The sequence below is a fragment of the Pseudobutyrivibrio ruminis HUN009 genome, from assembly GCF_000703005.1.
In the GTDB taxonomy this organism is placed as follows: domain Bacteria; phylum Bacillota; class Clostridia; order Lachnospirales; family Lachnospiraceae; genus Pseudobutyrivibrio; species Pseudobutyrivibrio ruminis_A.
The window spans coordinates 2,675,522-2,701,951 of record NZ_JNLH01000001.1; the positions used below are offsets into that span (position 1 = coordinate 2,675,522).

The window sequence follows — 26,430 nt, forward strand, 5'->3', positions numbered from 1 at the left end:
ATTCTCCTACCATAAATTAGTATCGTCGTAATCCTCCAACGATGGGTCGAGGGGTTCTTCGCGAAGGACTGAACGCATGTAGCGGTTTACGTCCTGGCGAAGATTCTTGCGAGGGATTACACGTGGATCATAAAGGTCATGGTTTACCCAAACCAATTTGATGCCGTGTTCTCTCGCCTGCTCTTCAAACATGCCGTGCATACCGTCAAGGGCCTTGCAGGCGATGTGCTCCCAAAGGATAACCATGTCTGCACGGAATTCCTCACAGTATCTCCAAAGGTCATCAAGAAGAACTTCGTAACCACCGTGAGTACGATTTCTCATAATCATGTTTTCATACTGATGTGCCATGTCGTAGATGGCCTGTTCCTTGTCATCCTCTGAAATAGGATCAAGAGATACCATTGTGAGCATGTCGAACATTGGAAGAATTCCCCAGCAGTTCAAAAGCCATGCAACAAAGTCTGTGTAGAATTGAGACTGAACGCCCCAAATAACTGCACGATGACGATACTCTTTTGCAAGCATTGTCTTTTTCTGGTATGCCTCTGTTGCCATCTTGGTAATCTTCTTATCAAGCTTGGCAAATGCTGGAACCTTTCCTGCGATGGCCATATATTCTGTCTCGCGATAAAGCAGGATGTTGTTTCCAATAACCTGCGGATAATCTGTCTTTGTAAGTTCAAGCCATTCTGTACATTCACGGGCACCTATGTTGATTCGCTTTGCACATACGAAGTAGTAATCCCAGTCGAATTTCTCGCCTGTCTGCTCCTCAATGAATGCGATAGCGTTTCGAACCTCCTGGGCTGCATATTCCTGAACTCCAGGCTCAGTATGACGAAGTGGTGTTGCAAGCTGATGAACTGGTATTCCATTTCTTTCAAGAGCTCTAGAAATAACACCATTTCCCATAAGTGAACCATCACAGGTGGTGTTGCACTGAACTGCGCACTTACCAAATACCGGCATATCTCCATCGATACAAATGCCGGCCTCAGATGCAGGCATTGGACAAACATCACCTGGCATACCGCATTCCTGAACAACGTCCAGATAATGTGTCATGGCATCTCCCTGAAGAAGAACACATACATAACAGCTTGCTGTCTCCCAGCTAAGTCCCTCAAGATTTGTGAAGCCGCACATGATGTTGGTCATTTCGTTTTCATCCATGAGAACTACATGCTTTGACTTTTCTGGACTTGCTCCAAGGTTTCTGTCCATTGAAAAAATCTTTGTCAGAAGCTTTGCAACGTCAGATGCAACTAAATCATATTCCTCTCGACAAATACGAAGCTGCGCTCCGCGAAGTCCCATGGAATGTTTGTCAATCATCATTGGAACTGCCAAATAATTAAGCATCCAACGATATCTGAAAAATCCTTTTACATTCTTTGGGTGGAGCATAAACTTTCCCAGCATAGCTATGATTCCAAGCCATCTGATGTAGTCGTACCAGGTATCCCTGATTCCTCTCCACTCACGGTGCTTAAAAACCTTTTTATCTCCGCTATATAACTCTCCTAATTTTGAGCTGCCTACTGCTTTTCCCATTAGCGTCTACCTCCCTGTATCTTTTTGATTTCGATACTTTCCACGAAGGCCTGGACTCGGGTACGAATCTGTCCCGATGAACCCACCGCATATGGTCTATCGATTGTAAGCACTGGATAACCATATTCATCACGAAGAACATGGCTTCCTACCATTCTTTCATAAGCCCATGGATCACAGAACTTCATCTGCTCGTAGATGATTCCGTCAGCCTTGTACTCCTTAGCAATTTCATCAACGTATTCACGACGTCGATTCATCTTTGGAGTATCCATGTGTCGAGGACACATACAGCTCATCATATAATGACGACAAATCTGAGTAAGCACATCCTCCTCATCATTGAGAATGATTTCCTCACGGCCAGGCAACGAGCCAAAGCAAAATCTATCAGCACATACATATGCTCCTGATTCCTCAATAAGCTTTATCATATCGATATCGTCTACCTCTGAGCCAACAACCGCTACTCTGGCGCGATATGGCCACTTTTCATCTGGCACACGATTCTTTACTTCTTCAAGTGTCTCTTCCAGCTTTTCAAGAAGTAAATCCTGTGGGCACACATAGGTGCACATTGTGATGATATGGAATTCGTATCCTGTGATACGTGGCTTTTCCTCTTTTCTGAAATTGCCAAGTTCAGTAATGATTCGACAAATTTTATTGTGATCCTCTACGGATTTACGAAGTGCCTCATCACTGATATCCACTCCAAACTTTTCGTGAAGTGGCTCCAAAATCTTTGAACGACACTGGCCTACATAGAGGTTTAATCCATTATTATCAGCCTTCATTGGAACCTCTAAATACTTGTAGAAAAAGTGCTCCTTGTCGTTCATTTTAAGAAGCTCCATGTTTTCAACACATCTGTTAATCATGGTGCAACCATCTGGTGCAATAAGACAATCTAAAAACTGATATCCCCCTTCAATTGCACGCTCAAGCAATGCTCTTGAATACTCACACAAGAAACTGGTCAAATAGTAAGTTCCCATCTCCATAGAACCAGTTCTTGGTGCACGAAGTCTTACGGTAAAGCAATTGCCTAAATTCATGAGAACCTCTGGAATCTGATAACACACACTGCCTACGCATACACGGCCCTCAGCCTGAGCCGCGCGCACCAGGTCATTATCAGCATCCATAAGCAAGTTCTCAAAATATATAAGATGTTTTAAATCCTTCATATATTTTCTCCCTTTAGTCCGCAGGTCACACTCTCAAGCCTTGGTATTACTCCGTCGCGAGATTAGCTCCTTGAGTAACACCAAGAGCTTGATAGTTACCTGCTCACATAAATATTGTACACTTTATAATATTCCTAGCTTATTCAACGCGGTGCTTAGTCCGGTTACAATAGCGGTGTCGTTGGGAATTCCTAGCACCGATTTCCCCTTAAGGTCGCATTCGGTGAGGTTGGCGTCTGCAGGTATCCAGCCAAGAAGAGGGATGTCTCCCAAATCCATAAACTGCAGAACCTCCTCAGATGGTACGCGGTTTACTACAACGCCCACCTTTTCATACATAACCAAATCATCTGCTACATTTTTGATAGTCTTAACTACATCACACCCCTTCTTACTTGAATCTGTAATAAGGATGAGATGTGTAACCTTCTCCATAACGCGACGATTAATCTGCTCGATTCCGGCTTCTCCATCTATTACTATGTAATCAAAATTGTCTGAAACTGAAGAGATTACTTCCTTGAGATAAGTATTGATCTTGCAATAGCAACCAGCAGCCTCCGGTCTTCCTATTGCAATAAAAGAAAAGCCCTCCAGTTCTACCATAGCATCGAAAATACGATACCTCGCCTCCCCAAGCACTTCCACAGTTGCCTTGGTATCACCATTTTCTGCAGCTTCAACTGCCTCTTTCCTGATATCATCAAGAGTAAGAGTTGGTTCAACACCAAGTGCTGTCGAAAGCCCCACCGCTGGGTCAGCGTCGATTGCTAGAATGCGTTTGTCTGGATAAGCTTCCACTAACAACTTGACCATCACCGAAGCTAACGAAGTTTTGCCTACTCCGCCCTTACCGGCAACAGCCAACACTATTGGTTTGTTTCCCATTATTAATTATTTCTCCCTTTTAATACTCAATAATTGATAATTTTTTATCAATTACTATTCAATTTTAGCATAGGGATATTCCAAATTAAAGGAATTAAAAGAGCCACAGCGATTTTCGTCCTTATCAACAAAAACCACTGTGGCACAAGTCGCACATTGCATAAATGTCTATTTAGTTTTCTTCCTCATGAAGCTTTTTGTTCATGTATGTGATGAGCATATCAAGACCTGCAGCATTCTCTCCACCACGTGGAATGATGATGTCTGCATGCTTCTTTGAAGGTTCAACAAACTCTTCGTGCATTGGCTTTACAGTATCGCTGTACTGACCAATGATTGATTCGATACTACGACCACGCTCAATCATATCACGCTGGATACGACGCATGAGACGCTCATCAGCATCTGTATCAACAAAGATTTTGATGTCCATCAAATCTCTAAGCTCTTTGTTCTCAAGAATAAGGATACCTTCCATGACAATAACTGTCTTTGGCTCAATTCGGATAGTCTCCTCTGAACGATTGTGATTTACATAATCGTAAACTGGCATATCGATAGCATATCCTTTGATAAGCTTTCTAACATCCTCTGCCATTCTATCTGATTCGAATGAATCAGGATGGTCGTAGTTTAATTTGCTACGCTCCTCAAATGACATATCAGGATGTGCCTTGTAGTATGCATCATGGCTGATAACCGCAATGTCCTCTCCAAAATAATCCTGAAGCTTTTTAATAATTGTAGTCTTGCCTGAAGCAGATCCTCCTGCTACACCAAGAACGCAAATCTTTTCTGACATTTCTATACTCCTTAAGGTTTAAATCTCTTGAACCCCTCACCATATACTGCCTTTGATTCCATTATGACAATAAATGCGTCCACGTCAATCTTTTTTGCAACTCGATTGACCTGATACATCTGCTTGTCAGAGCAGGCGCACATCAATACCTGGCGCTCATCGCCTTTGTATCCGCCCTTTGCAGTGAAGATTGTAGTACCTCTCTCAACTGCTTTATCAATAGCATCTGCAATTGCTTCTGCTTTGTTGGTAACAATCATACACATCATACCTGAATCGGCGTTAATCATTACCTTATCAACAACAAGTGAACCTACATAGCTGATTACAAAACCATAGCACAATGCTTCAAATGAATGAGCATATGCAATAGTGTCGATTACAATGATAACCACATCAACTATGAAAAAGATTCGACCAAGTGACATGTGTGGATTCTTTGCTTTGATAAGCATCATGATAAAATCAGCACCGCCCGTAGATGAGTTACGCATATAAACAAGAGCATAACCCAATCCCGTAAACACACCTACCACTAGAGCATTCAAAAGGATATTTGAAATCTCTATCTTAGGCACAAGGGGTGCCACAAAATCCATCATGACAGTTCCTATGGCCATAGTCTTGAAAGTCTTAAGAAGAAACTTTCGTCCCAATACTTTGTATGAAACCACTATCAGTGGAATGTTCATTATGATTGTCATAAGACCGATTTTCCATCCCCAGTACTGATAGAAAATCATTGCAATACCAGTTAAGCCTGTCAAAGGAAACTTGGCATCTGCAGCAAAGTTATAAATTGCGATACCAATACACAAGCCTGACAAGGCATCCATCAAAATATCTACAAATAATTCTTTTCTCTTTTCAGATGACATAATTCCCCCAGTCCGCTGGTTACGCTCTCAAGCCTTGGTATTGCTCCGTCGCGAGATTGGCTCCTTGAGCAACACCAAGAGCTTGATAGCTACCAGCTCATTGGCTAACTTATTCTGTAGCAAATTTGCTTGTAATACCATGTAGAACCTTGACTACGGTATCCATGCCCTCCGCTGTAATGTGCTCCATTGGTCCATGGAAGTTGTAGCCACCTGTTCCAAGGTTTGGACAAGGCAATCCCATAAATGAAAGACGAGCACCATCTGTACCTCCACGGATAGCAACAGCCTTTGGATTCTCGCCAGCATCCTTTAATGCCTCGAAAGCGTAGTCGATAAGGAACATGTGTGGCTTGATCATCTCAAGCATGTTCTGATACTGGTCTCTAATATTAAGCTCGCATGTACCCTCACCATATTTCTGATTAATGATGTTAGCAGCGTGCTCCATAACCTTTTTCTTCTCTTCGAATTTATCTGCATCGTGGTCACGAATAATATACCAAAGCTTTGCCTCTGCAACATCTCCAGACATATCAAGAAGATGGAAGAAGCCTTCGTATCCTTCTGTCTGGCTAGGTGTCTGTGTTGGTGGAAGCATTGAATTAAACTCCATAGCAACAAGTGCTGCATTAACCATGATGTCCTTTGCATCACCTGGATGAATGTTTACGCCGTTGAACTTAATCTTTGCTTCAGCTGCGTTGAAGTTTTCATACTCAACTGCGTTTTCTTCGCCACCATCTACCGTATATGCGAAGTCAGCGCCAAAATACTCAACATCAAAATGATCTGCGCCTGCGCCAATCTCCTCATCAGGAGTAAAAGCGATGCAAATCTTGCCGTGTGGCTCATCGCTTGCAAGAAGCTCCTCTGCAAATGTCATGATTTCTGCAATACCTGATTTATCATCGGCACCTAAAAGTGTAGTGCCATCTGTGTGAATCAATGTACGTCCCTTTAATTCCTTAAGATGTGGGAAATCTGATACTTTGATTGTTCTACCAGATGTGCCAAGAACGATATCTTCACCGTTGTAGTTTTCCTCGATTATCGGATTTACGTTTTCACCGCAGAAATCTGGTGCAGTATCCATGTGTGCAATAAATCCAATTGTCTTTTTGTCTTCGTATCCCTTTGTAGCTGGGATGCTTGCATAAACGTAGCACTTGTCATCTACCTTTGCATCCTCGATGCCAAGGCCTTTTAGCTCCTCTACTAGCTTGTGTGCCAAATCAAACTGTCTGGCAGTTGAAGGAACAGTAGTGCTCTCTTCATCGCTGGTTGTGTAAACCTTTACATAATTTAGTAGTCTTTCATAAGCTCGCATAACTAATCTCCAATATTATTTATAAACTTTAAGAAAGGTTCTCAGCGTACACTGAGAACCTTTTTCTTTCTAATTCGGAATGTTCATTCCTCTTTTCAATGTGATTATTGGTTAATCATAAACTCCAATAATTTCTTTGCATCGTCTGGCTCGTATGCAATAAGCTCAAGCTCAGGAATGCTCTCATCAGCCTGGAAGATATTTGCAAGTGAAACAAACTGAGAAAGCTTTGACTTAAGATTAAGTCTGTCACCTTCACCTGTAACAAGCTCTACCTTTCCCTGGCAGCTATCGATAACCTTAAAAAATGCTTCTGTGTCCTTAATATTAGTAAGTTTCATAAATACCTCCTTATGGGTAAAAACAAACTGTTAACTATCTTTATCAATATAATATCAAACAAAATCTTTTTATCAACAGCTATGCTGATAAATCAAGGATTTTTCCCACATAATTCACAATTTGTTATACATTAAATCTAAATGTGATTACATCTCCATCTTCAACAACGTATTCCTTACCTTCCATACGAACAAGCCCCTTTTCCTTAGCAGCTGTCATAGAGCCGTTTGCCATAAGGTCATCGTAGCTTACTACCTCTGCCTTGATGAATCCACGCTCGAAATCTGTGTGAATCTTTCCAGCAGCCTGTGGAGCCTTTGTGCCTTTCTTGATTGTCCAAGCACGTGTCTCATCCTCTCCTGATGTAAGGTAAGAGATAAGGCCAAGAAGTCTGTATGAAGCAGTGATAAGCTTATCAAGGCCTGACTCTTCAAGACCCATAGCCTCAAGGAACTCCTGCTTTTCTTCTTCTGACTCAAGCTCTGAAATCTCCTGCTCAATCTGAGCTGAGATAACGAATACCTCTGAACCTTCCTTTGAAGCGTACTCTCGTACAGCCTGTACGTTTTTATTGTTTGCACCATCATCTGCAAGGTCCTCATCCTCTACGTTTGCAGCGTAGATAACTGGCTTTGCTGTAAGAAGGTTGTATTCCTTGAAGTAAGCTTCCTCATCCTCATCGTTAAGCTCGAAAGTCTTAGCCATGTTGCCAGCTTCCATATGATCAAGAAGGCGCTTCTGCATAGCAGCTTCCTTCTGAAGTGTCTTGTCCATACGAGCGCTGCGCTCTGTCTTAGAGTAACGACGCTCCATAACTTCCATGTCCGAGAAAAGAAGCTCAAGGTTGATTGTCTCGATATCACGCAGTGAATCGATGCTGCCATCAACGTGAACTACATTAGCATCCTCGAAGCAACGAACAACGTGAACGATTGCATCTACCTCACGGATGTTTGCAAGGAACTGGTTTCCAAGACCTTCACCCTTTGATGCACCCTTTACAAGACCAGCGATATCAACGAATTCAATTGTAGCTGGAACTGTCTTCTTAGAGTTATACATCTTTGTAAGCTCATCAAGACGCTTATCTGGTACAGATACAACACCTACGTTAGGGTCGATTGTAGCAAATGGATAGTTTGCTGCAAGTGCTCCTGCCTTTGTAAGTGAATTAAATAAAGTTGATTTGCCAACGTTTGGTAAACCTACGATTCCTAGTTTCATTTTCTATATATCTCCTTCTAAAAGTATTGATTTTACTGTGTTTTCAATATTTATGACACTTTTGGTCATAGCCTTTTGTATATTACCACATTTCTATTTATTTCTCTACCCTTTGTATTGCCATGGAATTTATTGAAAAGACAGTGCAACGCGCTTTAGCAAAGCAAGTATAAAAAGCAGCTATCTCAATTTGAGATAACTGCTCTATGTTACGTTCGATATTAAATTTGAAATATGTCGACAAATTGGAAGTTATCGCGTTCTTTCCCCTTATAAAAGAGCTCAACAAACTGCCGATTTATAAATTTCATTATCCCCAAAATACGTACTTATTGGGCCTTAAGCTTCGAAAACACTTACCAAGCGACTCACCACCTGATCATTTGTAACTCTATATGTCTTCAAACTATTCTGGTCAAATTCATCTTCTCGAAGACTATTAATGAAATGATGAATATCCTCCATGACAGATTCTGGCAAATCCGATACAGGATTCAAAACCATCTCAACCGCCAATCTCAAAACATCTTTCTTATGCTTTTTAATATCCACAGAGTCCACCTTTTCTCCTTGTGCTTTTCGTGAACTCAAGTCCAAATACGCCTTAGCCTTAAATAGAATCAAATACTCTGGTCTTAATACAGAAAATCCATTCTCTATCACTCGTCCATTCAAAAGGACCTGATAATAATCATCATCCAAAAGAATGGCCGATAGACTTGAAATATCATCACTCACATGAAGTGGTGTTATACCAATGTGACTTTTAAGCTCAAAATCTGTCCGAGAAAATAACTCTATCATTTTTGGAAAGCCTTCTACCTGCGGTTTATCAAAACGATAGAACTGTGGCTTTCCAGTACTTCCACTTATATGCCTATAATCACCATCTTTAATAAAATCCCAAAAGACTCCGGCAAACTCTGGTGTAAGTGCCTCTACAATAAGCACCATATCCAAATCTCTTGTTGCTCGAAAGTCTGCCTCATTCTCTGTGAATAAAATATCACATGCGGCACCACCTATTAATACATAACTATCTGCGTAGTCTTTGAAGTACTCTTTAAATTTCAGCAACCCCGCTACCATACATATTCCTCCAACATTTCTCTTATAGAAATCTCGATTCTTTCATCTTTTTTTTCATCATCTGACAATGATAATAAAAGTGATAATGGATCAATAGCATCACCTTTGTCAAAAGAAACCACGTAACCTACCTCCTGTATAATACAGCCAGGTTCGTCTTTTTTTATATCAACCAACCTATCCTTTAGTACCAAATCTTTTATATCTTTCTTTGCCACAACATAAGTCGGATATTTATTATCAGATATCATCGAATATTCAGCAAGCGCTGACATTCCACCAAAGACAGGAAGATTCAAATTATCATTAATATAAAAGTTATTAATCACCGGATTTCTCATATAAACTTCAATGCTACTCCACAGTTCCTTTATATCATCCGGTACATTAATGACACGTGACTTGCCCTTGGTTCCAAGAATTGGCATATCAAAAAAATCTATCTCGTCAAAACACCTAGAGGCAGACATTTTTGTAATGTCTAGTTGTTCTGCCGCTTTTGTAACTGTAACCTCACTCCATCTTTCATAAATTGCTGTAAGAACCATTCTTTGAGTTAAAAATGATATTCTTTGAACTGGCTTTATAGTTCTTTCACGAGCAGAATTAAGAAGAATACCTAAAAATGGAAGATATATTTCCTTATCTTCTACAATAAAAGGAATTCCATCTGCTATCATTGCATTCTTAGAGTAAGTGCTGGTATTCTTTATATACAAAGCACAACGCATATCCAAAAGTTTTTCAATTTGCCTATGGTTCTTTCGTAATTGAGCCAAATTGATTTTTTCTTTTGGAATTGCTATTAGCCACTCTATATTATGCATACTCGCAATCTTAAAATCATATAATGAAGAATAGATCATTGGAAGTCTTCCATTATAGTCTATGTCTTTAATATCTACTTCCATCCCAATGCTCTTCTCTATAAATTCTTTCATATATAAACCTCTTTTTAATTTGTAACGTATTTTATGTTACAAATTAAAAATAGCACCTTTAGTGCCTAAAATCAAGACAAATCATATTTTAATTCCATCTGCGAATTTTGCAAATCAACAATATTTAAATTTTTGCGAAATAAAGAAGAGCAGCTATCTCTTTCGAAATAACTGTCCTATGTAAAAAACCTGGGTGAAACTACAATGCCATATTTCATAGAATATCTCTACTATAGAATGATATAGTTTATGCCTTCGGATATTTCTGCTCATCATTTGCTTCGCGCTGGATTCGCAGAATATCCTGCCATGCTTCTTCGTCTATCTCCCTGCCGGCAAAATATTTGTTGCGGTCATCCTCTGTTATTTTTCTTATTACGCGGCAAGGATTTCCTGCTGCAATAGACCAGGCCGGAATATCCTTAGTCACTACAGAACCAGCACCAATCACAGTGTTATCCCCTATTGTTACTCCAGGACATATCACCACATTGCCCCCAATCCACACATTGTTGCCTATGGTTACATCTATTCCATATTCATACAAAGTGTTTCTTGTGGCAGGATGCACTGGATGGCCCGCAGTATATATAGCTACATTTGGAGCTATCTGCACATTATCACCTATTCTAATTCTTCCAACATCCAACATGGTGCAATTGTAGTTTGCGAAGAAATTCTTACCAACCTCTATATGGCTTCCATAATCACAATAAAAAGGAGGATTTATAAATGTATCACTATCTGATTTTCCTAGAAGCTTATTAACTATCTTCTTGATAGCATCAAAGTCTGCCCTATCTACAGTATTCAGCTCCTGTGTAAGCCTTCTGGCAATCTTTTGCTCCTCAAATACCTCATCATCGGAAATATATACCAGCTCTTTGTCTCTACGCTCGATGTTGTTCATTGTAAAACCTCCCTTATCCCTTTTTATATTTGACTTTACCACTAGCATCAGCTGTATTCCTGCCTGCTAGAGGTACATTTTTTGAGTTTTACCTCTAGCACATCCCAGATTTATCTTTGCTAGTGGTAATCTTTTATTTCTTTACCTCTAGCATTCCTTGAAATCGCTATTGCTAGTGGTACAGCTATCTTTTTTTTACCTCTAGTACAGGCTTGCTTTGTAATTGCTAGTGGTAATGCTATCTTTTCTTACCACTAGCATCAGCCTAGTTTACAGTCGCTAGTGGTAATCCTCCCCCACATATTCAACATTACGTTGAATATAGCATATCCCACTCACTTCAACAACATGACAATTGTCATGTGCCTTTATGACGCAGTTCACTACAGATGTGACAAAAGTTTCGGTATTATAATCTCAGAACAAAACAAAAGAAACAAACAGCCGAGGGCTGTAACACAAATAAAAAGGAGAAATGAAATGAGTAACACAGTAGTATCAATCGACAATTTAGTAAAGCGATATGGTGAGAATGTAGCTGTAGATCACTTCTCATTAAACATTGAAGAAGGGGAAATCCTTGGACTCCTTGGTCCAAATGGTTCAGGAAAGACTACCACAATCAACTGTCTTCTTTCTCTTCTTACTTTTGATAAAGGGGATATCAAAATCTGGGGAAAGGAAATGAGTCCAGATGCCTACGATATCAAATCACAGATTGGTGTGGTAATGCAGAATGTGGCAGTTATCGATACCTTGAATGTATACGAAAACGTAGATTTCTTCTGCGGACTTTATATAAAGGATAAGGCAACAAGAAAGCAGTACGTTGAAGAAGCACTTGAGTTTACAGGACTTACAGAATTCAAAAAGCAAAAACCTAAAAAGCTTTCAGGGGGACTTCTTCGAAGACTTAACATCGCCTGCGGAATTGCCCACAAGCCAAAGCTAGTCATCTTTGATGAGCCAACAGTTGCTGTTGATCCACAAAGTAGAAATGCAATTCTCGAGGGAATCAAAAAAATGAACAAGGCCGGTGCAACAGTCATCTACACCTCACACTACATGGAGGAAGTTGAGGAGCTTTGCTCAAGAGTTGTAATTATGGATCACGGTAAAAACATTGCAAATGGAACTACAAACGAGCTAAAGTCTTCTCTTATCAGCCGCGAGAAAATCCGCATTGGATTGCCTGACAAATCACCTGAGATTCTTGCAGGACTCATGGAAATCAACCACGTATACAAGGTTAAGGAAGATGGAGATGATGTAGTAATCAAATGCGATGGCGGCGAACACAATCTGGTTCACGTGCTCAGCTACCTTACAGACAACAATGTTCCATTTGGCCGCGTAACTACCGAACTTCCTACTCTTAACGATGTGTTCTTGGAGATTACAGGAAAGGAGCTTAGAGACTAATGTTTATTAGAATCTTTACATACTCATTAAAAAATTTATCCAGAAAATACTGGCTGGTAGGCTGGAACTTTCTTTTCCCGCTGGTTCTTGCCACCGCTTTCTTTCTTGGATTCGGAAATCTCATAAAGGAAGATCCTGATACCTTCCAGACTTTGGAAGTAGGATATGTAAATGAACTTGATGTGTCAGCTGGCTTTGACCAGGTTCTAGAAGAGCTTTCCAAGGAAAATGATGATGGAACTACAGTGCTTAATCTTCACACATACTCTTCGAAGGATGATGCTGTAAAAGCTATGAATAATGGGGATATCAAAGGCTTCTATCTGGAATCAGAAGATGGTGTCGAAACTATCATTATTTCAAATGGCTATGATTCCACAATCATGAACGAGATAGTTCGTGAATACGATAATTACACTGATGTAATCACGCAGATTGCTAAGGACCATCCTGAAAAGGTAGCTGATGCCATTGAGGCAATCACTTCTGAAAACAGCTTCATCAGTGAATACAACTTTGGAAATGAAACCAGTCAGTACATCCAGTACTTCTACGCTTTGCTTGCAATGACATCACTTTTCAGCTCTTGGATTAGCACAGCAATCCTAGAAGGAATGTGTGCAAATATGTCTGAGATGGGCAAGCGAGTTGAATGTGCACCTACATCAAAGTTTATGAGCATTACTGCAAGCTTACTTGCTGGAGTTCTTTTACAAATTGTTTCAAATATCATAGTTGTGATTTATATCCAATATATTCTAGGAATCAACCTGGGCGTGCCAATGGGAACTATGATTCTCCTTTGCACTATCGGCAGTGCTCTTGGTATTTCAACAGGAACACTGATGGGCTCTGTTATCAGAAATCCACGATTACTTGTAACCGTGCCACTGTTTTTCACAATGATATGTTCATTCTTCAGTGGATTAATGTGGGGACAGATTAAACAGATTATCCAGTATAACTGCCCTATCATCAACAAAATCAATCCTGCTGCACTACTTACAAACGCTATGTACGTTCGCTCAACCTACGGCGCCACAGCCGAATTTCATCAGGATATCACAATCATGTGCGGTATGGTTATAGGTTGTATCATTGTCGCATCCATATTCCTAAGGAGGAGAAAATATGTCAGTCTTTAATGCAATACTAAAATCAACCAAGGCTTGCCTTGTTACCATAATCGTATATTTTTCGGTCTTCGCATTATTTGGAAACATTTCTGCAAAGGCATCAGCCACCACAAAAGACACCATGTTTGAGGATTCAGTGGTAAAGGTTGCTATTACAGATAATGATAATTCTGCATTGAGCCAAGGTTTAGTAGACTACCTTAAGGAAACTCAGAACGTAGTTGACCCACAGACCACATCCTTGGTTGAGATGAATGATAATGTTCGATTCCTTATCTACGACTATGCACTGATTATCCCAGAGGATTTCTCAGAACGTGCAAAGGCTGGAGAGACGGACGATTTACTTGAATTCGTTGCACCTGGCGCTACAGCTCCACAGTTTTTATTAACCGAGAAAATACGTACCTATATGCAGGATGTTATGGTATATTTAAATAGTGGATATTCAGAGGAAGAGGCTATTGCTCTCACAAAAGAAAACATGATTAAGCTTTCTGATACAAAGGCCACTGTCATGGATACCTCTGATGAAAATCACCGCTCGTTCTACACTGGAATGTTTACATTTAACGGATATACGTTACTTATGATTCTTTGTATCTCTATTAGCTCAGTGCTTGGTTTTACAAAGGATAAGGATGTTAAAAACCGTATAAGCGTTAGTGGAATGCATTTCAAATCAAGAAATTTTGCAACCATCGCTGCAGTGTTCTGCATAGGCTTTATTATCACAGCAGCCGTAGTTTTATTTGTTGCACTAATGGGTATGGCTGATACAAACGGAAAGCTTTTCTTCTACTGCATAAATGTCTTAGCATTGATGTTGATTGGAATGGGCATGGCCTACATGATTAGCGCAATCACTACAAATGAAAACATCATTAACATGATTACAAACATGCTTGTGCTTTCAATGAGTTTCTTATGCGGTGTATTTATCGACCTACAGTTTTTATCACCATCCATTGTAAAGGTTGCACACTTCATGCCTCTTTATTGGTACACTGCTGCAATCAGACTTATAAATGATACTCCTATAGATAAAATTTTTGGAAAGACATTCTTTGAATACTTGCTAATAGAGGTGCTTTTCGCTTGTCTCTTCTTTGCAGCCGGCCTAATCATCTCAAAGAAAAAGGAGCAATATGCTGTATGATATAATCATCAGGCTTTTAGGAGCCATTGGTTTAACATTACTAATAAACACAAATGGCATTACCACTATTTCAGTGGTAATGTCTGTTTGTGTTTTTTTATTAATGGAGACTAGCATTATCGTAAATACGAAGATTATTTATTCAATTCTTACCGCTATTCCATTTATTTTGGCTGCAAGCTATCTAGTGGCCGTCGGTGCTGACAATCTTTTAATCCATTTCGCACTGATTCTAATATTGGCAGGCTTCACCATCATGTCTATCCTGCTTTACAACAAAATGACTTTTTATAAGCATGATTTACATCGCACCAGAGACGACAGTATCGAACTGGAAGAAATGCTAAAAAGCAAAAATAAAGCTTTGCTAATGGAGCAGGATCAGCAGGTACATCTTGCTACCCTTGCAGAAAGAAACCGTATTGCTAGGGAGATTCACGATAATGTTGGCCATCTGCTTTCCCGCGGAATCCTCCTACTTGGAGCCATTGTCACAGTAAACAAAGATGAAGCTATCGCACCTCAGTTAAAGATGCTTTCTGACACCCTGGATGAATCCATGGAAAAGATGCGAAGCTCCGTACATGATTTACATGATGATTCAATCGACTTAAAGAAAAATATAGATGAAATACTTGGAGAACTAAAAAGCTTTACCGTAAATACGGAATTGGATTTAGACGAAGCACTTCCAACAGAGGTCAAGCTTTCAATCATTGGTATCCTGAAGGAATCTATTACAAACATCCTTAAGCATTCCAATGGCGATTCGGTAGCTGTCATCCTTCATCAAAACAACAGCTTCTGCACTATTTCCATTACTGACAACGGAACCCTAACTCCAGAGCAGAAAACAAAGATTTCCACAGAAGGCTACGATGGAATAGGACTTACCAACATTAAAAACAGAGCAAGCTCCCTTGGGGGCGAAGCTTATTTCTATTTAAACGATGGCTTTACAGTGTTTGCCAGATTACCTTTTGAAAACAAGCGAGGATAGATTATGGAAAAGAAAAGAATTTTACTTGTAGATGATGATGAACTTATCACAATGTCGCTAGAAATGATTATTTCTGCAGAGGCTGATTTTGAAATAGTTGGAAAAGGTGGAAGCGGTCGGGAAGCTGTAGCTCTTTATGATGAGCTTGAGCCAGATTTGCTTCTCATGGACATCCGTATGGCTGATATGAATGGACTTGAGGCGGCCGAGGAGATTCTCTCAAAGCACCGTGATGCCACTATTCTCTTCCTAACTACATTTTCAGATGATGAATATATCGTAAAAGCGTTAAAGCTCGGCGTAAAAGGCTATCTCTTAAAGCAAGACTATAAATCTCTTCCTGCTGCACTTCACGCTGCAATCAACGGTCAAAGCGTATTTGGAGGTGCTGTCATCGACAAACTTCCTACTCTCATGAATCAGGCTAACACCGATGATGAAGGCTTTGATTATCGTAAATACGATATTTCAGAAAAAGAATTTGAAGTCATCCAGCTTGTTGCTGAAGGCTTCTCCAACAAAGAAATCTCCCAGAAGCTTTTCCTTTCGGAAGGCACTGTACGTAACTATCTGTCTACCATTCTAGAAAAGCTCAACCTGAGAGATCGAACTCAATTAGCAATATTCTATTTGAAGCATGAATAAATCGAAAGCTGGCAGCAATGCCAGCTTTTTCTTATTCCACAACCTTTATATAACTGCTTACACAGTAAAGAACTTGTCCATTGTATTCTACACGTGACCAGCCATATTCGTTGTTGATACCTGTTCGAATGGCTGTCTGGCCTGCACTAAGTGTAGCCACAACCTGAGAATCAGCATCTGTCACGCTAGGCTTTGAGCGAAGGTTTACAACTTCCTTTGCAGTAACTGTTTCATTAACATCTGTAAATTTAGTTTTAAAACCAGGTGCCTGAGCTGGTGCTTCCTCTGCTGCCGGAGCTTGCTCAGCTGGCGCAGTAGTTTGTGCAGGTGCACTTAAATCTGTGGTCAAATAACTTGATACAGCGTAGTATGTGGCGCCATTATAAACTACCCTCGACCAGCCACTGGTGCTTGTGCCAGTTCTTGTGGCTGTTTGACCATTTTCAAGAGTAACCATTACCTTACTGTCTGAGCCTTGACTAGGCTTATCACGGAGGTTTGTCTTGCTCTTTGCTGTAACTGTCTCATTGACCTCTGTAAACTTCATCAATGCCTCAACATCTGCTGATGCTGTAGCTCGTTCTGAAGTATCCTTAGCAGTTTCTGTGCCGTTGTACCCAAAGTATGCTACATCCACATCAACCTTTTTAGTAATACCAGGGATTGTTCCCTGATTGGTGTATTGCCACATATCATATTTGAATCCAGCCGATGGGCCTGTGGTCAAATTTGATGAATCCTGATTGTACCAGGCCATCCAGATTTTGTACTTGGCACCAATTGTGGATGTGTTCCATTTTGCATCTGATGCCATTTCATTCTTAGAAGCATAAAAGATTGGAGTATATCCTTTGTTATAAACTTCTCCAAGAAATGCTACAGCAATATTGCTTCTGTCATCCTTTGTAAGATTGTACTGGCGGCTGGTGCTATTTTCAAAGCCCTCGCAGTTGTATCCCACTGGATATGTAATAGGATACTGAGCTACATAGCTTGCAACCCAATCGGCCTCTTCTATGGCTTCATCCTTTGTAACTGCAGTGGAGAAGAAATAGGCTCCGATTTTTATACCATTCTTCTCAGCTTCCTGCATGTTGTATTTTGCGTTTGTATCAGGCTTAATCTCTCCCGTTGTAGAGTCTCTATAGCCGACACGAATCATTGCAAAATTTATTCCTGAGCTGGCAACCTTTGCCCAATCGATAGTGCCCTGGAATTTTGATACGTCAATTCCGTATGTTGTGTTGCTGTTTTCTCCAACATTGCTGGCATTGACAATATCCTCCACATTTACTGACGCTCCCTGTTCTGACTGAGTTGAAGCCCCTGGGTCTTCTGCATCAGTCCCTTCGGTGGCCTCCTCTGTCGCCTCTGGCTCAACCACTTCGATGGTAGTTCCATCCTCAGGCTCTTCATTTGCAACATCTACTTCTGCTGCAACCTCTACAGGCTCATCATCCGTACCTTTTACCTTTTTGACAATGAGAACTGTTCCCAATACTAATACAACCAGACCAAGACAGCAGGCTGCCATCATCAGCTGTCTTCTACGTCTCAATCTTCTGCGACGTCTGCCTCTTCCACGATGTCCATTATTCATTTTTTCATTTCTCCCAATTATTTAATAGCCTGTAAAAACTTTTTGGCTAAATCTTTGTCCGCAGAGTCCTCTCTGTAAATTCCATACACATTCCATGTGTATGCGTCTTTAATGACTAGTGGTTTTATTTCATCTGTTTCTGGGAAGAATCTTGGAGAGATTCCAAGACCTGCTCTATTCTTTGCTAATAGATACAGCGACTCTCCTTCATCTACCTTGGCAACAATATTTGGAGCAAAACCATTGAGATGACATGCATTTACAATATCATGATACACATGATATTTCTCACTCATGGAAATGATTTTTTCATCCTTTAAATCTTTAAGTTCAATTTGGCTTTCATTCCAAAATCTGTGGTCCTTATACACATAAACAACCAAATCAATAGCCTTTACATGCTGGCACACTACGCCTGGTAAAGATTGCTTTCCTACCACAAATCCAAAGCTTATTTCATCATTTACCACCTGCTGAATTACATTTTCATTTTCATACTCATACCAGCTGGCGAGTATTTCAGGATTATCTTCCATAAAGGATGCTACGCTAGGGACATCAATTGCTCTAATAGTTCCTGCTGCAAAGCCCACCTTGAAACGTTTTTCCTTTTCATTTAACGCCTCGATTGATGAAAACAAATCATTTAAATCTCGGCTAATTGTTTTGGATTTTTCGTAGAATAATCTTCCACTTTCGGTTGGAATGAAACCTTCCTTTGATCTAATGAACAAACTAGTTCCAAATTCATCCTCAATGCCCTTGATAATTTTACTAAGGCCCTGTGGTGACAGAAACAGCTTGTTGGCTGCCGCCTGTAGATTTCTTTCCTCATATACAGCTTGAAAACATTTAAAATTTCTTGTATTCATAAATTTAATTATAGAATAAATGACCTTGATAGACAATATGTCCATCAAGGCCATTCACGGGGAGTAAAAAATTATACGAAAAAAATGGTTATTAAACTAATTTATATTAAATGTGGTTTGCTACTTCGAAAGCATCCCAAATACCATACATGATATTTGAAACCTGTCTAGCATCACCAAGGAGATAAACCTCATCAAGCTCGTTCTTGTACTGGTTGTAAAGTGTATTCTCACTAGCATAACCAACACAAAGAACTACGCTATCTGCATTAAGTTCCTTTGTCTCTTCACCAACAGTAGCTGAAAGAACGCCATTGTTGAAGCCTGTAACGCGAGCTCCTGTAACAACATCGATACCGTTGAAAGGAATAAGCTTTTCAAGCATTTCTTTGTTTGCTGAACAAAGTGGTCCGTTCACTGCCATAAGCTTATCAAGTGCCTCAACGATTGTTACCTTCTTGCCCTTCTGTGCAAGATCAAGGGCAAGCTCGCAGCCTACAAGTCCACCACCGACAACGATAACATTGTCACCAGCTTCCTTCTGACCAAGGAGTACCTGCTCTGCTGAGTAAACCTTTTCATCATCGCCAAGAGAGAACATCTTTGGACGAGAACCTGTAGCCATGATAACAGCATCAAAACTCTTGTCGAGAATTTCCTTCTCTGTAGCCTTTGTATTAAGGTGAACCTCTACACCAAGACGAGTCATTTCATCCTCATACCACTTAGCAAGTGCGATGTCATCCTCTTTGAATGCTGGTGCACCACCTGGGATAAGGTTTCCACCAAGACGACCTGCTGCCTCGTAAAGAACAGGCTCATGTCCTCTTTCTGCAAGTACTCGTGCAGCCTCGCAGCCTGCTACACCACCACCTACAACAAGAACTCTCTTCTTCTTTACGATTGGATTGTATGTGTTAAGTCTTTCCTTACCAGCCTGTGGGTTAACTGCACAGTTGATAAGTGAGTATGTCTGGATACGTCCCATACAGCCTTCCTGACAGCTGATACATGGACGAATCTGGCTAAGCTTGTTTGTGCGAATCTTGTTTACGATATCTGGGTCTGCAAGTGTTGGACGACCAAGTGAAATCATGTCGCAGATATCATTGTTTAAGCAATCAAGTGCTGTATCTGGATTGTCAACACGACCTGCCATAATAACAGGGATGTTTACATGCTCCTTTGTAATCTTTGCAAATTCCTTGTAAGGAGCCTTTTCCATATACATTGGTGGGTGGTTCCACCACCATGCGTCGTATGTTCCAGCATCTACGTCAAGGGCATCATATCCATACTTCTCAAGAAGCTTTGCTGCCTCGATACCTTCCTCTATGTCACGGCCCTTCTCTTCGAATTCTTCTCCTGGAAGTGCGCCCTCTCTGAAGTCCTTAATCATAGACTTAAGAGAGAATCTCATTGCAACTGGGAAGTCCCAGCCACAGGTCTTTGCGATTTCTTCACGGATTTCCTTAGCAAAGCGAAGTCTGTTTTCTAAGCTTCCGCCGTACTCATCATTTCTCTGGTTGAAGAATGAAATAGCGAACTGATCAATAAGGTATCCCTCATGAACAGCATGAATTTCAACACCATCGAAACCTGCACGCTTTGCATTGTATGCGCCTTTACCAAAGCTTTCTACAATACCATGAATCTCCTCTACAGTAAGTGGACGACATGTCTTGTCTAACCATCTATGAGGTACTGCTGATGCAGAAACAGGTGGGAACTCACCTAAGTTTGTAGGGATAGTAACTCGTCCGAATCCACCTGACATCTGTAAGAAAATCTTTGAGCCATAAGCATGTACACGCTCTGTCATCTCACGGCTAGTTCTTACGAACTGAACTGGGTTGTATGTTGAGTTTGGTGTGTTAGGAAATGAAGGCTTCTCTACCTCTGTATCAGAGAAAGTTACACCTGTAATGATAAGACCAATGCCACCCTGTGCACGTCTTGTGTAGTAATCAATACCTCTGTCATTCCATCCACCTTCGCAATCTCCAAGACCAAGTGGGCCCATTGGAGCCATTGCATAACGGTTCTTAATTTCGAGCTTTCCAATTTTAATAGGCTCGAAAAGTCCTTGATACTTCAATTTATTTCCTCCTTTTACATTTAACAATTAATTTGCCGGCACATTGTTAAATTTTTATCATCTATGTCTATATTTTAACCATTAAATGTAACAAAGGCCATCAACATACAGTTGATGGCCTTTATCAAAAAGGATACTATTATTTTTCGTCTTCAATTTCCTCAAGGAAATCTTCTACATTGTAGAGCTCTCCCTCTACCTTATCTACGTAGATATGACCGTCTAAGTGATCGATTTCATGAAGAAGTGCTCTTGCCATAAGCTCCTCACCTTCCACGATAATCTCTTCCATATCTTCGTTTAATGCCTTTACCTTTGCATAATTTGGGCGAGTTACGATACCTGTCTTTCCTGGTACTGAAAGGCATCCCTCGCTACCAGTCTGCTCGCCAGATGTTTCGATAACCTCTGGGTTGATAAGAACAACTGGGCCCTCTCCTATATCAATAACGCAGATACGACGAAGAACGCCAACCTGAGGTGCTGCAAGTCCAACACCATCTGCATCATACATTGTATCAAGCATGTCCCCGATGAGGGTCTTAAGACGTGGTGTAAGCTCCTTTACTGGCTTACATTTCTTAAGTAAAACATCGTCTTTACCATATTCTCTAATTTCTAAAAGTGCCATAATAATTCCTTTCTAAAATCCTGTTATATTGTAGATATCGGATCAAAATCAAACCATGTAGAGGTATTTCTGTATTGCTTTTGCTGCAATAAGAATGCCTCGATAGTATCTTTTACATTAACAAGCCTGTCGTATTCGTCAGCCTTAACGTAGATTACCCTTCGGTAAACATCCTTTAGCTTTCCAATATAGGCGTCCTCTGGCCCCATAATAATGATGTTTGCATCCGCCTGTCTAATGATATCTGCTAGAATATCTGCTTGTTTAATAGCATCCTGCTGCTTGTCACAGCTAACCTGTATACCCAAAATATGTGAGCATGGTGGGTATGAAAGCAAGCGTCTGTATGCATACTCCTGACTATAGAAGCTGTCATAATCCTGATTTGCAGAAGCAACTACTGCGTAGTTTTCAGGCTGATATGTCTGAATAACAGCAATGCCTGGCTCCGAGCCTCTACCAGCTCGTCCTACTGCTTGGGTCAACAGCTGGAAGGTACGCTCCCCACTGTGATAATCACTTTCGTTTAGTGATATATCTGCTGCTATTATACCAACTAAAGTGACGTTTGCAAAATCGTGGCCTTTGACAATCATCTGGGTGCCTATCAGCACATCTGCCTCGTGAGCTGCAAATGCTGAAAGGATTTCCTCGTGGCCATCCTTCCCCTTTGTGGTGTCAGCATCCATTCGAAGGACCCTGGCTGTTGGAAAGAGTTCTTTAACTATTTCTTCCAAACGCTGAGTACCAGCCTTGAAGCTGCCAATATATTTGCTGCCACAACTTGGACAAGTCTTTGCTGCTACTGTTGTGTAGCCGCAATAGTGACATTTCATCTTGCCACCTGCGTGCAAATGAAGAGCAACATCGCAATGTGGACATTTTAACACATGGCCGCAGGCCCTACAAGAAACGAAGCCCATAAGACCACGTCTATTTAGAAACAGCATAATCTGCTGATGCTTGTTTAATCTATCTGCCATCAGCTCCTGCAATCTACGACTAAGCATAGAGCGATTGCCTGATTGAAGCTCTGCTCTAAGGTCCACAATCTCGCAAGAGGCCATATCTTGCCCCATAGCTCTGGAATGAAGAGTGATGAGCTGATACTCCCCTGTCTGTGTGCGGCTGTATGCCTCAAGGCTAGGAGTAGCCGAGCCAAGGATTACAGTAGCGCCAGCAAGCTTTGCGCGATACACGGCAGTTTCCCTTGCGTGATATCTAGGGATGACTTCTGATTTGTAGCTAGGCTCATGCTCCTCATCAATAATAATCAATCCAAGATTGGCAAATGGTGTGAACAACGCAGAACGAGGCCCTACCATAATGCTGATTTCCCCGGATTTCGCTCTCTCAAACTGGTCAAAGCGCTCTCCCGGAGACATCCTACTATTCAAGATACTTACTTTATCCCCAAACCTGGTGTAAAAGCGCATAACAGTTTGGTATGTGAGGGCGATTTCCGGAATAAGAACAATTACCTGTTGCCCCATGGAAATCACATGCTCCATAACATCCATGTATACTTCTGTTTTGCCTGAGCCCGTAACACCATGGATAAGATATGTCTTTCTGCGGCCTGTATCTATATCTGCCTTGATTGTTTCTGCAGCGGTTTCCTGCTCCTCATTTAAAACGATATGCTTTTGGCTTGCATCCTTATTGATATGAGGATTTCTAAATGTTCTAACAGACTCAACCTTAACAATTCCCTTAGCTTCCAAATCCCTAATATTTGACGATGGAATCTGAAGCTTTTTAGTGGCGAGCTCCCAGTCAAGAACATCCACCTCAAGAAGCTCTCTTAAGAGACGTTCCTTTCCCACTGCATGATTCTTTTTGGTAAGAATCTGTGTAAGCTCAATCCGAGCCTGTTCAAGTGAAATGTTCAGGCTGATTTCCTTTTTAAGCTTTTCGTTTTCCTTTTTCTTGATAGGAATAACTGTCTTTAACGCTTGATTCATGGTAGAACCATAATTCTTTTTCAGAAATGCAGCCAAAGAAATAAGCTGAGACTCTATGGCAATGCTATCTTTTAGCACTCTTGCAATAGGCTTCAGCTTTGTAACATCAAACTCCGGCTTGTTGTGCAACCCAACTACATATCCAGTAATAGCGCGATTGCCCTGTCCAAATGGAATTACTACCTGAACACCCTCAGTTACTTGATTTTCAAGCTCTGTAGGCACTATATATTCAAATGTCTTATCCAATCTCTCGTGAGAGATATCAATAATTATATCCGCATATTTCATGAAAACAATTTTAGCATAACTAGTTTATTTTTGAAACGAGTGTGATATAATTAGACGATTTAGTTATCAGGAAATTAATTTTAATAGGGAGGATTTCCAATGCGTCATCTAATGAGCCCTCTAGATTTTTCTAGAGAGGAACTAGAGCAGCTAATGGACCTGGCGGAGGATATTAAAAATCATCCAGACTCGTATTCCGAGAAATGCCACGGCAAAAAGCTTGCTACATGTTTCTACGAACCAAGCACACGTACACGACTATCTTTTGAGGCTGCCATGCTTAATCTTGGTGGTTCAGTCCTTGGTTTCTCTTCAGCTGATTCTTCTTCAGCAGCCAAAGGCGAAAGTGTTTCCGACACCATTCGCGTCATTTCTTCTTACGCAGACATCTGCGCTATGCGTCATCCTAAAGAAGGCGCTCCACTCGTTGCTTCTCAGCGATCACTTATTCCAGTTATTAACGCAGGAGACGGCGGTCATCAGCATCCCACTCAAACACTTACAGATTTATTTACTATCCGCTCTCTACGTGGAGAAATCAAAGATCTTACTATCGGACTTTGCGGTGATTTAAAATTCGGCCGTACTGTTCATTCTCTTATCAATGCGTTAGTACGTTATCCTGGAATCAAATTCGTACTAATTTCACCTGAAGAACTCAAAGTTCCTGAGTATATTCGCGAAGATGTTTTAGAAAAAAATGGATATGAATACAAAGAAGTTGATTCTTTGGACGATGTTATGGGAGAGCTAGATATTCTCTATATGACACGTGTACAGAGGGAACGTTTCTTCAACGAGGAAGACTACATCCGCTTGAAGGATTTCTTCGTCCTTACACCAGAGAAGATGAAACTTGCAAAAGAAAAACATGATGGTTCTTCATCCACTTCCCACGAGTTAACGAAATCTCTGTAGATGTTGGACGATGATCCACGAGCTATGTATTTCCACTCAGGCTAAATACGGAGTATTTATCCGAATGGCTTTGATACTTACTCTTTTGGAATTAGTATAGGAGGACAATATGCTTAATATAAGTGGAATTCACCAGGGATTCGTGCTTGATCATATCAAGGCCGGCGAATCCATGACAATTTACCGCGACCTTCATTTGGATAACCTTGGCAGCGATTGTACTATCGCTATGATTATGAATGCCAAGTCCAACAAAATGGGCCGCAAAGACATTATAAAAATAGAATGCCCAATCGAACGTGTCGATTTAGACATTCTTGGTTTCATTGATCACAACATCACCTGTAACATTATTAAAGATGACGTTATTGTAGAAAAGAGACAGCTTAAGCTACCTCACGAAATAAAAAATGTAATCTCTTGCAAGAACCCACGTTGCATCAGCCACTATAGAGCAAGAGCTTGACCAAATCTTTATCCTCACTGATGAAGAGCGTGAAATTTATCGCTGCAAATACTGCGAAGAAAAATACGTAGGTCTGAAATAACCTAAACAATATAAATAATACGAAGACCCCTAGTTACGACTACAAGCCTGATGAGTTCTACGCTCAACAACATGTTTCGCTTTAGAACTATCAGAGCTTGATGTCTACTAGGGGTCTTCTTACTCTTTCTCTAACCTATATTAATTATTTAGTTGGTGCAGCAGCTGCAGCTGGAGCTGAAGCTACTACTACACCACTTGCATCTGTCTGATACAAAGTTGTTCCAATCTGGATTGTCTGATTAATTACAAGCTTTCCATCAAGTCCGAAGAGGTAATCACTTCCACCAATCTTTACTGTCTGACCAGCGATAAGCTTTCCATCTGAACCTGCATAGTAAACACTACCATCAGCAGCATTTACAAGACCTGTTTGCCATCTTTCCATCAGCACCAAAGTAGTAAGCTGATGTTCCGATTGTCTGTAATCCTGTAAGCATCTTTCCGTCTGCTCCGAAGTAGTATGTAGCACCACCGATAGTGATGAGACCTACCTGCATCTGACCAGCTTCGTTGAAGTAGTACATAGAACCATCAACTGCTACAAGACCTGATACTCTGTGAGCATCTGAAGGATCACAGTAGTATGTGGCCTGTTGCATCTGTCCACCATCGCCCTGTACATCTTTCCGTTGTCGTTAGGATTGAACATGTATGTAAGACCATTAACTGTTACCCCCAGCCTAACCTGCTGTAAGCCCTGCTCCATTGAAGTATGTACATATCCTTACCGATAACAGCAAGACCAACAAGCATATGTCCATCTGTTGTATCTAAGTAACGTGTACCAAACTGTAGGATCTGTCCACCATCCTGTGTAGAGCGCACCGTTTGCAAGTGGATCAAAGAAGAATGTGTTTCCACCAAGCTCTAACCAACCTGTCTGAAGCTGTGAAGCCTCGTTGAAGTAGTAAATTGCTTTGTCAATTGTTGTAAGACCAATAGCTGCGTTAGCTGTTCCAGGTGTGAAATAGTATGTACCTGTACCTGCTGGAT

23 protein-coding genes and 3 pseudogenes are annotated in these 26,430 nt (G+C 40.8%); 7 read left to right on the top strand and 19 right to left on the bottom strand.

From position 1 onward, the window contains the following. Window positions 1-6 precede the first annotated feature (6 nt). The 11 genes from BO15_RS0112160 to BO15_RS0112210 all read right to left on the bottom strand — a co-directional run bounded on the left by BO15_RS0112160 (window position 7) and on the right by BO15_RS0112210 (window position 11,151). Complete coding sequence (locus tag BO15_RS0112160) at window positions 7-1,557, bottom strand: 2-hydroxyacyl-CoA dehydratase family protein (protein WP_033154548.1); 1,551 nt, start codon at window positions 1,555-1,557, stop codon at window positions 7-9. Further along, window positions 1,557-2,747: a 2-hydroxyacyl-CoA dehydratase family protein gene (locus tag BO15_RS0112165; protein ID WP_033154549.1), complete on the bottom strand. Its 1,191-nt coding sequence runs from the start codon at window positions 2,745-2,747 to the stop codon at window positions 1,557-1,559. The genes BO15_RS0112160 and BO15_RS0112165 overlap by 1 nt, the downstream gene beginning before the upstream one ends. Window positions 2,748-2,870: 123 nt before the next feature. Beyond that, window positions 2,871-3,635 carry an AAA family ATPase gene (locus BO15_RS0112170; protein WP_033154550.1) on the bottom strand — a complete coding sequence of 255 codons (765 nt, stop codon included), beginning with the start codon at window positions 3,633-3,635 and terminating at the stop codon, window positions 2,871-2,873. Between the two features lie 172 nt (window positions 3,636-3,807). Further along, window positions 3,808-4,437, bottom strand: coding sequence for a uridine kinase (gene udk / locus BO15_RS0112175; RefSeq protein ID WP_033154551.1), 630 nt, complete (start codon window positions 4,435-4,437; stop codon window positions 3,808-3,810). Between the two features lie 11 nt (window positions 4,438-4,448). After that, window positions 4,449-5,315, bottom strand: coding sequence for a YitT family protein (locus tag BO15_RS0112180; RefSeq protein ID WP_033154552.1), 867 nt, complete (start codon window positions 5,313-5,315; stop codon window positions 4,449-4,451). 109 nt (window positions 5,316-5,424) lie between these two features. Then, window positions 5,425-6,645, bottom strand: a complete 1,221-nt coding sequence (gene pepT, locus BO15_RS0112185) for a peptidase T (protein ID WP_033154553.1) — start codon at window positions 6,643-6,645, stop codon at window positions 5,425-5,427. A 104-nt stretch (window positions 6,646-6,749) separates the two neighbouring features. Beyond that, window positions 6,750-6,986: a hypothetical protein gene (locus tag BO15_RS0112190; RefSeq protein WP_033154554.1), complete on the bottom strand. Its 237-nt coding sequence runs from the start codon at window positions 6,984-6,986 to the stop codon at window positions 6,750-6,752. 124 nt (window positions 6,987-7,110) lie between these two features. After that, window positions 7,111-8,211 (bottom strand): redox-regulated ATPase YchF, encoded by a 1,101-nt coding sequence (ychF, locus tag BO15_RS0112195; protein ID WP_033154555.1) that lies wholly within the window; start codon window positions 8,209-8,211, stop codon window positions 7,111-7,113. A gap of 339 nt (window positions 8,212-8,550) precedes the next feature. Continuing rightward, entirely contained in the window at window positions 8,551-9,300 is a 750-nt protein-coding gene (locus BO15_RS0112200) for a hypothetical protein (RefSeq protein WP_033154556.1), read from the bottom strand. Next, complete coding sequence (locus BO15_RS0112205; protein ID WP_033154557.1) at window positions 9,294-10,241, bottom strand: hypothetical protein; 948 nt, start codon at window positions 10,239-10,241, stop codon at window positions 9,294-9,296. The genes BO15_RS0112200 and BO15_RS0112205 overlap by 7 nt, the downstream gene beginning before the upstream one ends. A 247-nt stretch (window positions 10,242-10,488) precedes the next feature. After that, window positions 10,489-11,151: a sugar O-acetyltransferase gene (locus BO15_RS0112210; RefSeq protein WP_033154558.1), complete on the bottom strand. Its 663-nt coding sequence runs from the start codon at window positions 11,149-11,151 to the stop codon at window positions 10,489-10,491. A 480-nt stretch (window positions 11,152-11,631) separates the two neighbouring features. Here BO15_RS0112210 and BO15_RS0112215 point away from each other — a divergent pair, with 480 nt between their 5' ends. From BO15_RS0112215 to BO15_RS0112235, 5 genes are read left to right on the top strand one after another with little or no spacing between them, the layout of a single operon-like run. Beyond that, window positions 11,632-12,573: an ABC transporter ATP-binding protein gene (locus BO15_RS0112215; RefSeq protein WP_033154559.1), complete on the top strand. Its 942-nt coding sequence runs from the start codon at window positions 11,632-11,634 to the stop codon at window positions 12,571-12,573. Continuing rightward, the gene (locus BO15_RS0112220; RefSeq protein WP_033154560.1) at window positions 12,573-13,718 is read left to right on the top strand and encodes an ABC transporter permease; all 1,146 of its coding nucleotides are present in this window, start codon (window positions 12,573-12,575) and stop codon (window positions 13,716-13,718) included. The genes BO15_RS0112215 and BO15_RS0112220 overlap by 1 nt, the downstream gene beginning before the upstream one ends. Further along, complete coding sequence (locus BO15_RS0112225) at window positions 13,705-14,868, top strand: ABC transporter permease (protein WP_033154561.1); 1,164 nt, start codon at window positions 13,705-13,707, stop codon at window positions 14,866-14,868. Before BO15_RS0112220 ends, BO15_RS0112225 begins: the two co-directional genes overlap by 14 nt. After that, window positions 14,858-15,868: a sensor histidine kinase gene (locus BO15_RS0112230; protein ID WP_052169922.1), complete on the top strand. Its 1,011-nt coding sequence runs from the start codon at window positions 14,858-14,860 to the stop codon at window positions 15,866-15,868. Before BO15_RS0112225 ends, BO15_RS0112230 begins: the two co-directional genes overlap by 11 nt. Before the next feature lie 3 nt (window positions 15,869-15,871). Next, the gene (locus tag BO15_RS0112235) at window positions 15,872-16,513 is read left to right on the top strand and encodes a response regulator (RefSeq protein ID WP_033154562.1); all 642 of its coding nucleotides are present in this window, start codon (window positions 15,872-15,874) and stop codon (window positions 16,511-16,513) included. 31 nt (window positions 16,514-16,544) lie between these two features. Here the strand turns inward: BO15_RS0112235 and BO15_RS0112240 are convergent, their stop codons facing one another. The 5 genes from BO15_RS0112240 to priA form a co-directional block, all read right to left on the bottom strand. Then, entirely contained in the window at window positions 16,545-18,113 is a 1,569-nt protein-coding gene (locus BO15_RS0112240) for a GH25 family lysozyme (protein WP_033154563.1), read from the bottom strand. A gap of 17 nt (window positions 18,114-18,130) precedes the next feature. Continuing rightward, window positions 18,131-18,985, bottom strand: coding sequence for a LysR family transcriptional regulator (locus tag BO15_RS0112245; protein ID WP_167541232.1), 855 nt, complete (start codon window positions 18,983-18,985; stop codon window positions 18,131-18,133). A gap of 106 nt (window positions 18,986-19,091) precedes the next feature. After that, complete coding sequence (locus BO15_RS0112250) at window positions 19,092-21,083, bottom strand: FAD-dependent oxidoreductase (protein WP_033154565.1); 1,992 nt, start codon at window positions 21,081-21,083, stop codon at window positions 19,092-19,094. A 139-nt stretch (window positions 21,084-21,222) separates the two neighbouring features. Then, complete coding sequence (gene def / locus BO15_RS0112255; protein WP_033154566.1) at window positions 21,223-21,714, bottom strand: peptide deformylase; 492 nt, start codon at window positions 21,712-21,714, stop codon at window positions 21,223-21,225. Between the two features lie 23 nt (window positions 21,715-21,737). Next, window positions 21,738-23,969: a replication restart helicase PriA gene (gene priA / locus BO15_RS0112260; RefSeq protein ID WP_033154567.1), complete on the bottom strand. Its 2,232-nt coding sequence runs from the start codon at window positions 23,967-23,969 to the stop codon at window positions 21,738-21,740. Between the two features lie 99 nt (window positions 23,970-24,068). Between priA and pyrB the strand changes: the two are divergent. Both pyrB and BO15_RS12905 read left to right on the top strand, forming a co-directional pair. Further along, a pseudogene (gene pyrB, locus BO15_RS12900) lies at window positions 24,069-24,987 on the top strand (aspartate carbamoyltransferase). A 9-nt stretch (window positions 24,988-24,996) separates the two neighbouring features. Then, window positions 24,997-25,435, top strand: a pseudogene (locus BO15_RS12905) (aspartate carbamoyltransferase regulatory subunit). 144 nt (window positions 25,436-25,579) lie between these two features. On the opposite strand, the gene BO15_RS0112275 reads toward BO15_RS12905, so the two are convergent. The 3 genes and pseudogenes from BO15_RS0112275 to BO15_RS0112285 all read right to left on the bottom strand — a co-directional run. Next, window positions 25,580-25,822, bottom strand: coding sequence for a hypothetical protein (locus tag BO15_RS0112275; RefSeq protein ID WP_033154568.1), 243 nt, complete (start codon window positions 25,820-25,822; stop codon window positions 25,580-25,582). Then, window positions 25,785-26,036: an N-acetylmuramoyl-L-alanine amidase family protein gene (locus BO15_RS0112280; protein ID WP_033154569.1), complete on the bottom strand. Its 252-nt coding sequence runs from the start codon at window positions 26,034-26,036 to the stop codon at window positions 25,785-25,787. Before BO15_RS0112280 ends, BO15_RS0112275 begins: the two co-directional genes overlap by 38 nt. A gap of 125 nt (window positions 26,037-26,161) precedes the next feature. Then, a pseudogene (locus tag BO15_RS0112285) lies at window positions 26,162-26,430 on the bottom strand (hypothetical protein); the annotation flags it as partial.

Bases quoted from the DNA above. Each gene is read 5' to 3' on its own strand.
- BO15_RS0112245 (WP_167541232.1), bottom strand. From the start codon at position 18,985: ATGAATACAAGAAATTTTAAATGTTTTCAAGCTGTATATGAGGAAAGA.
- BO15_RS0112170 (WP_033154550.1), bottom strand. From the start codon at position 3,635: ATGGGAAACAAACCAATAGTGTTGGCTGTTGCCGGTAAGGGCGGAGTA.
- BO15_RS0112200 (WP_033154556.1), bottom strand. From the start codon at position 9,300: ATGGTAGCGGGGTTGCTGAAATTTAAAGAGTACTTCAAAGACTACGCA.
- pepT (WP_033154553.1), bottom strand. From the start codon at position 6,645: ATGCGAGCTTATGAAAGACTACTAAATTATGTAAAGGTTTACACAACC.
- BO15_RS0112205 (WP_033154557.1), bottom strand. From the start codon at position 10,241: ATGAAAGAATTTATAGAGAAGAGCATTGGGATGGAAGTAGATATTAAA.
- BO15_RS0112160 (WP_033154548.1), bottom strand. From the start codon at position 1,557: ATGGGAAAAGCAGTAGGCAGCTCAAAATTAGGAGAGTTATATAGCGGA.
- BO15_RS0112180 (WP_033154552.1), bottom strand. From the start codon at position 5,315: ATGTCATCTGAAAAGAGAAAAGAATTATTTGTAGATATTTTGATGGAT.
- BO15_RS0112275 (WP_033154568.1), bottom strand. From the start codon at position 25,822: ATGGAAAGATGGCAAACAGGTCTTGTAAATGCTGCTGATGGTAGTGTT.
- BO15_RS0112230 (WP_052169922.1), top strand. From the start codon at position 14,858: ATGCTGTATGATATAATCATCAGGCTTTTAGGAGCCATTGGTTTAACA.
- BO15_RS0112190 (WP_033154554.1), bottom strand. From the start codon at position 6,986: ATGAAACTTACTAATATTAAGGACACAGAAGCATTTTTTAAGGTTATC.
- BO15_RS0112210 (WP_033154558.1), bottom strand. From the start codon at position 11,151: ATGAACAACATCGAGCGTAGAGACAAAGAGCTGGTATATATTTCCGAT.
- BO15_RS0112220 (WP_033154560.1), top strand. From the start codon at position 12,573: ATGTTTATTAGAATCTTTACATACTCATTAAAAAATTTATCCAGAAAA.
- udk (WP_033154551.1), bottom strand. From the start codon at position 4,437: ATGTCAGAAAAGATTTGCGTTCTTGGTGTAGCAGGAGGATCTGCTTCA.
- BO15_RS0112165 (WP_033154549.1), bottom strand. From the start codon at position 2,747: ATGAAGGATTTAAAACATCTTATATATTTTGAGAACTTGCTTATGGAT.
- def (WP_033154566.1), bottom strand. From the start codon at position 21,714: ATGGCACTTTTAGAAATTAGAGAATATGGTAAAGACGATGTTTTACTT.
- BO15_RS0112240 (WP_033154563.1), bottom strand. From the start codon at position 18,113: ATGAATAATGGACATCGTGGAAGAGGCAGACGTCGCAGAAGATTGAGA.
- BO15_RS0112225 (WP_033154561.1), top strand. From the start codon at position 13,705: ATGTCAGTCTTTAATGCAATACTAAAATCAACCAAGGCTTGCCTTGTT.
- BO15_RS0112235 (WP_033154562.1), top strand. From the start codon at position 15,872: ATGGAAAAGAAAAGAATTTTACTTGTAGATGATGATGAACTTATCACA.
- ychF (WP_033154555.1), bottom strand. From the start codon at position 8,211: ATGAAACTAGGAATCGTAGGTTTACCAAACGTTGGCAAATCAACTTTA.
- priA (WP_033154567.1), bottom strand. From the start codon at position 23,969: ATGAAATATGCGGATATAATTATTGATATCTCTCACGAGAGATTGGAT.
- BO15_RS0112280 (WP_033154569.1), bottom strand. From the start codon at position 26,036: ATGCAACAGGCCACATACTACTGTGATCCTTCAGATGCTCACAGAGTA.
- BO15_RS0112215 (WP_033154559.1), top strand. From the start codon at position 11,632: ATGAGTAACACAGTAGTATCAATCGACAATTTAGTAAAGCGATATGGT.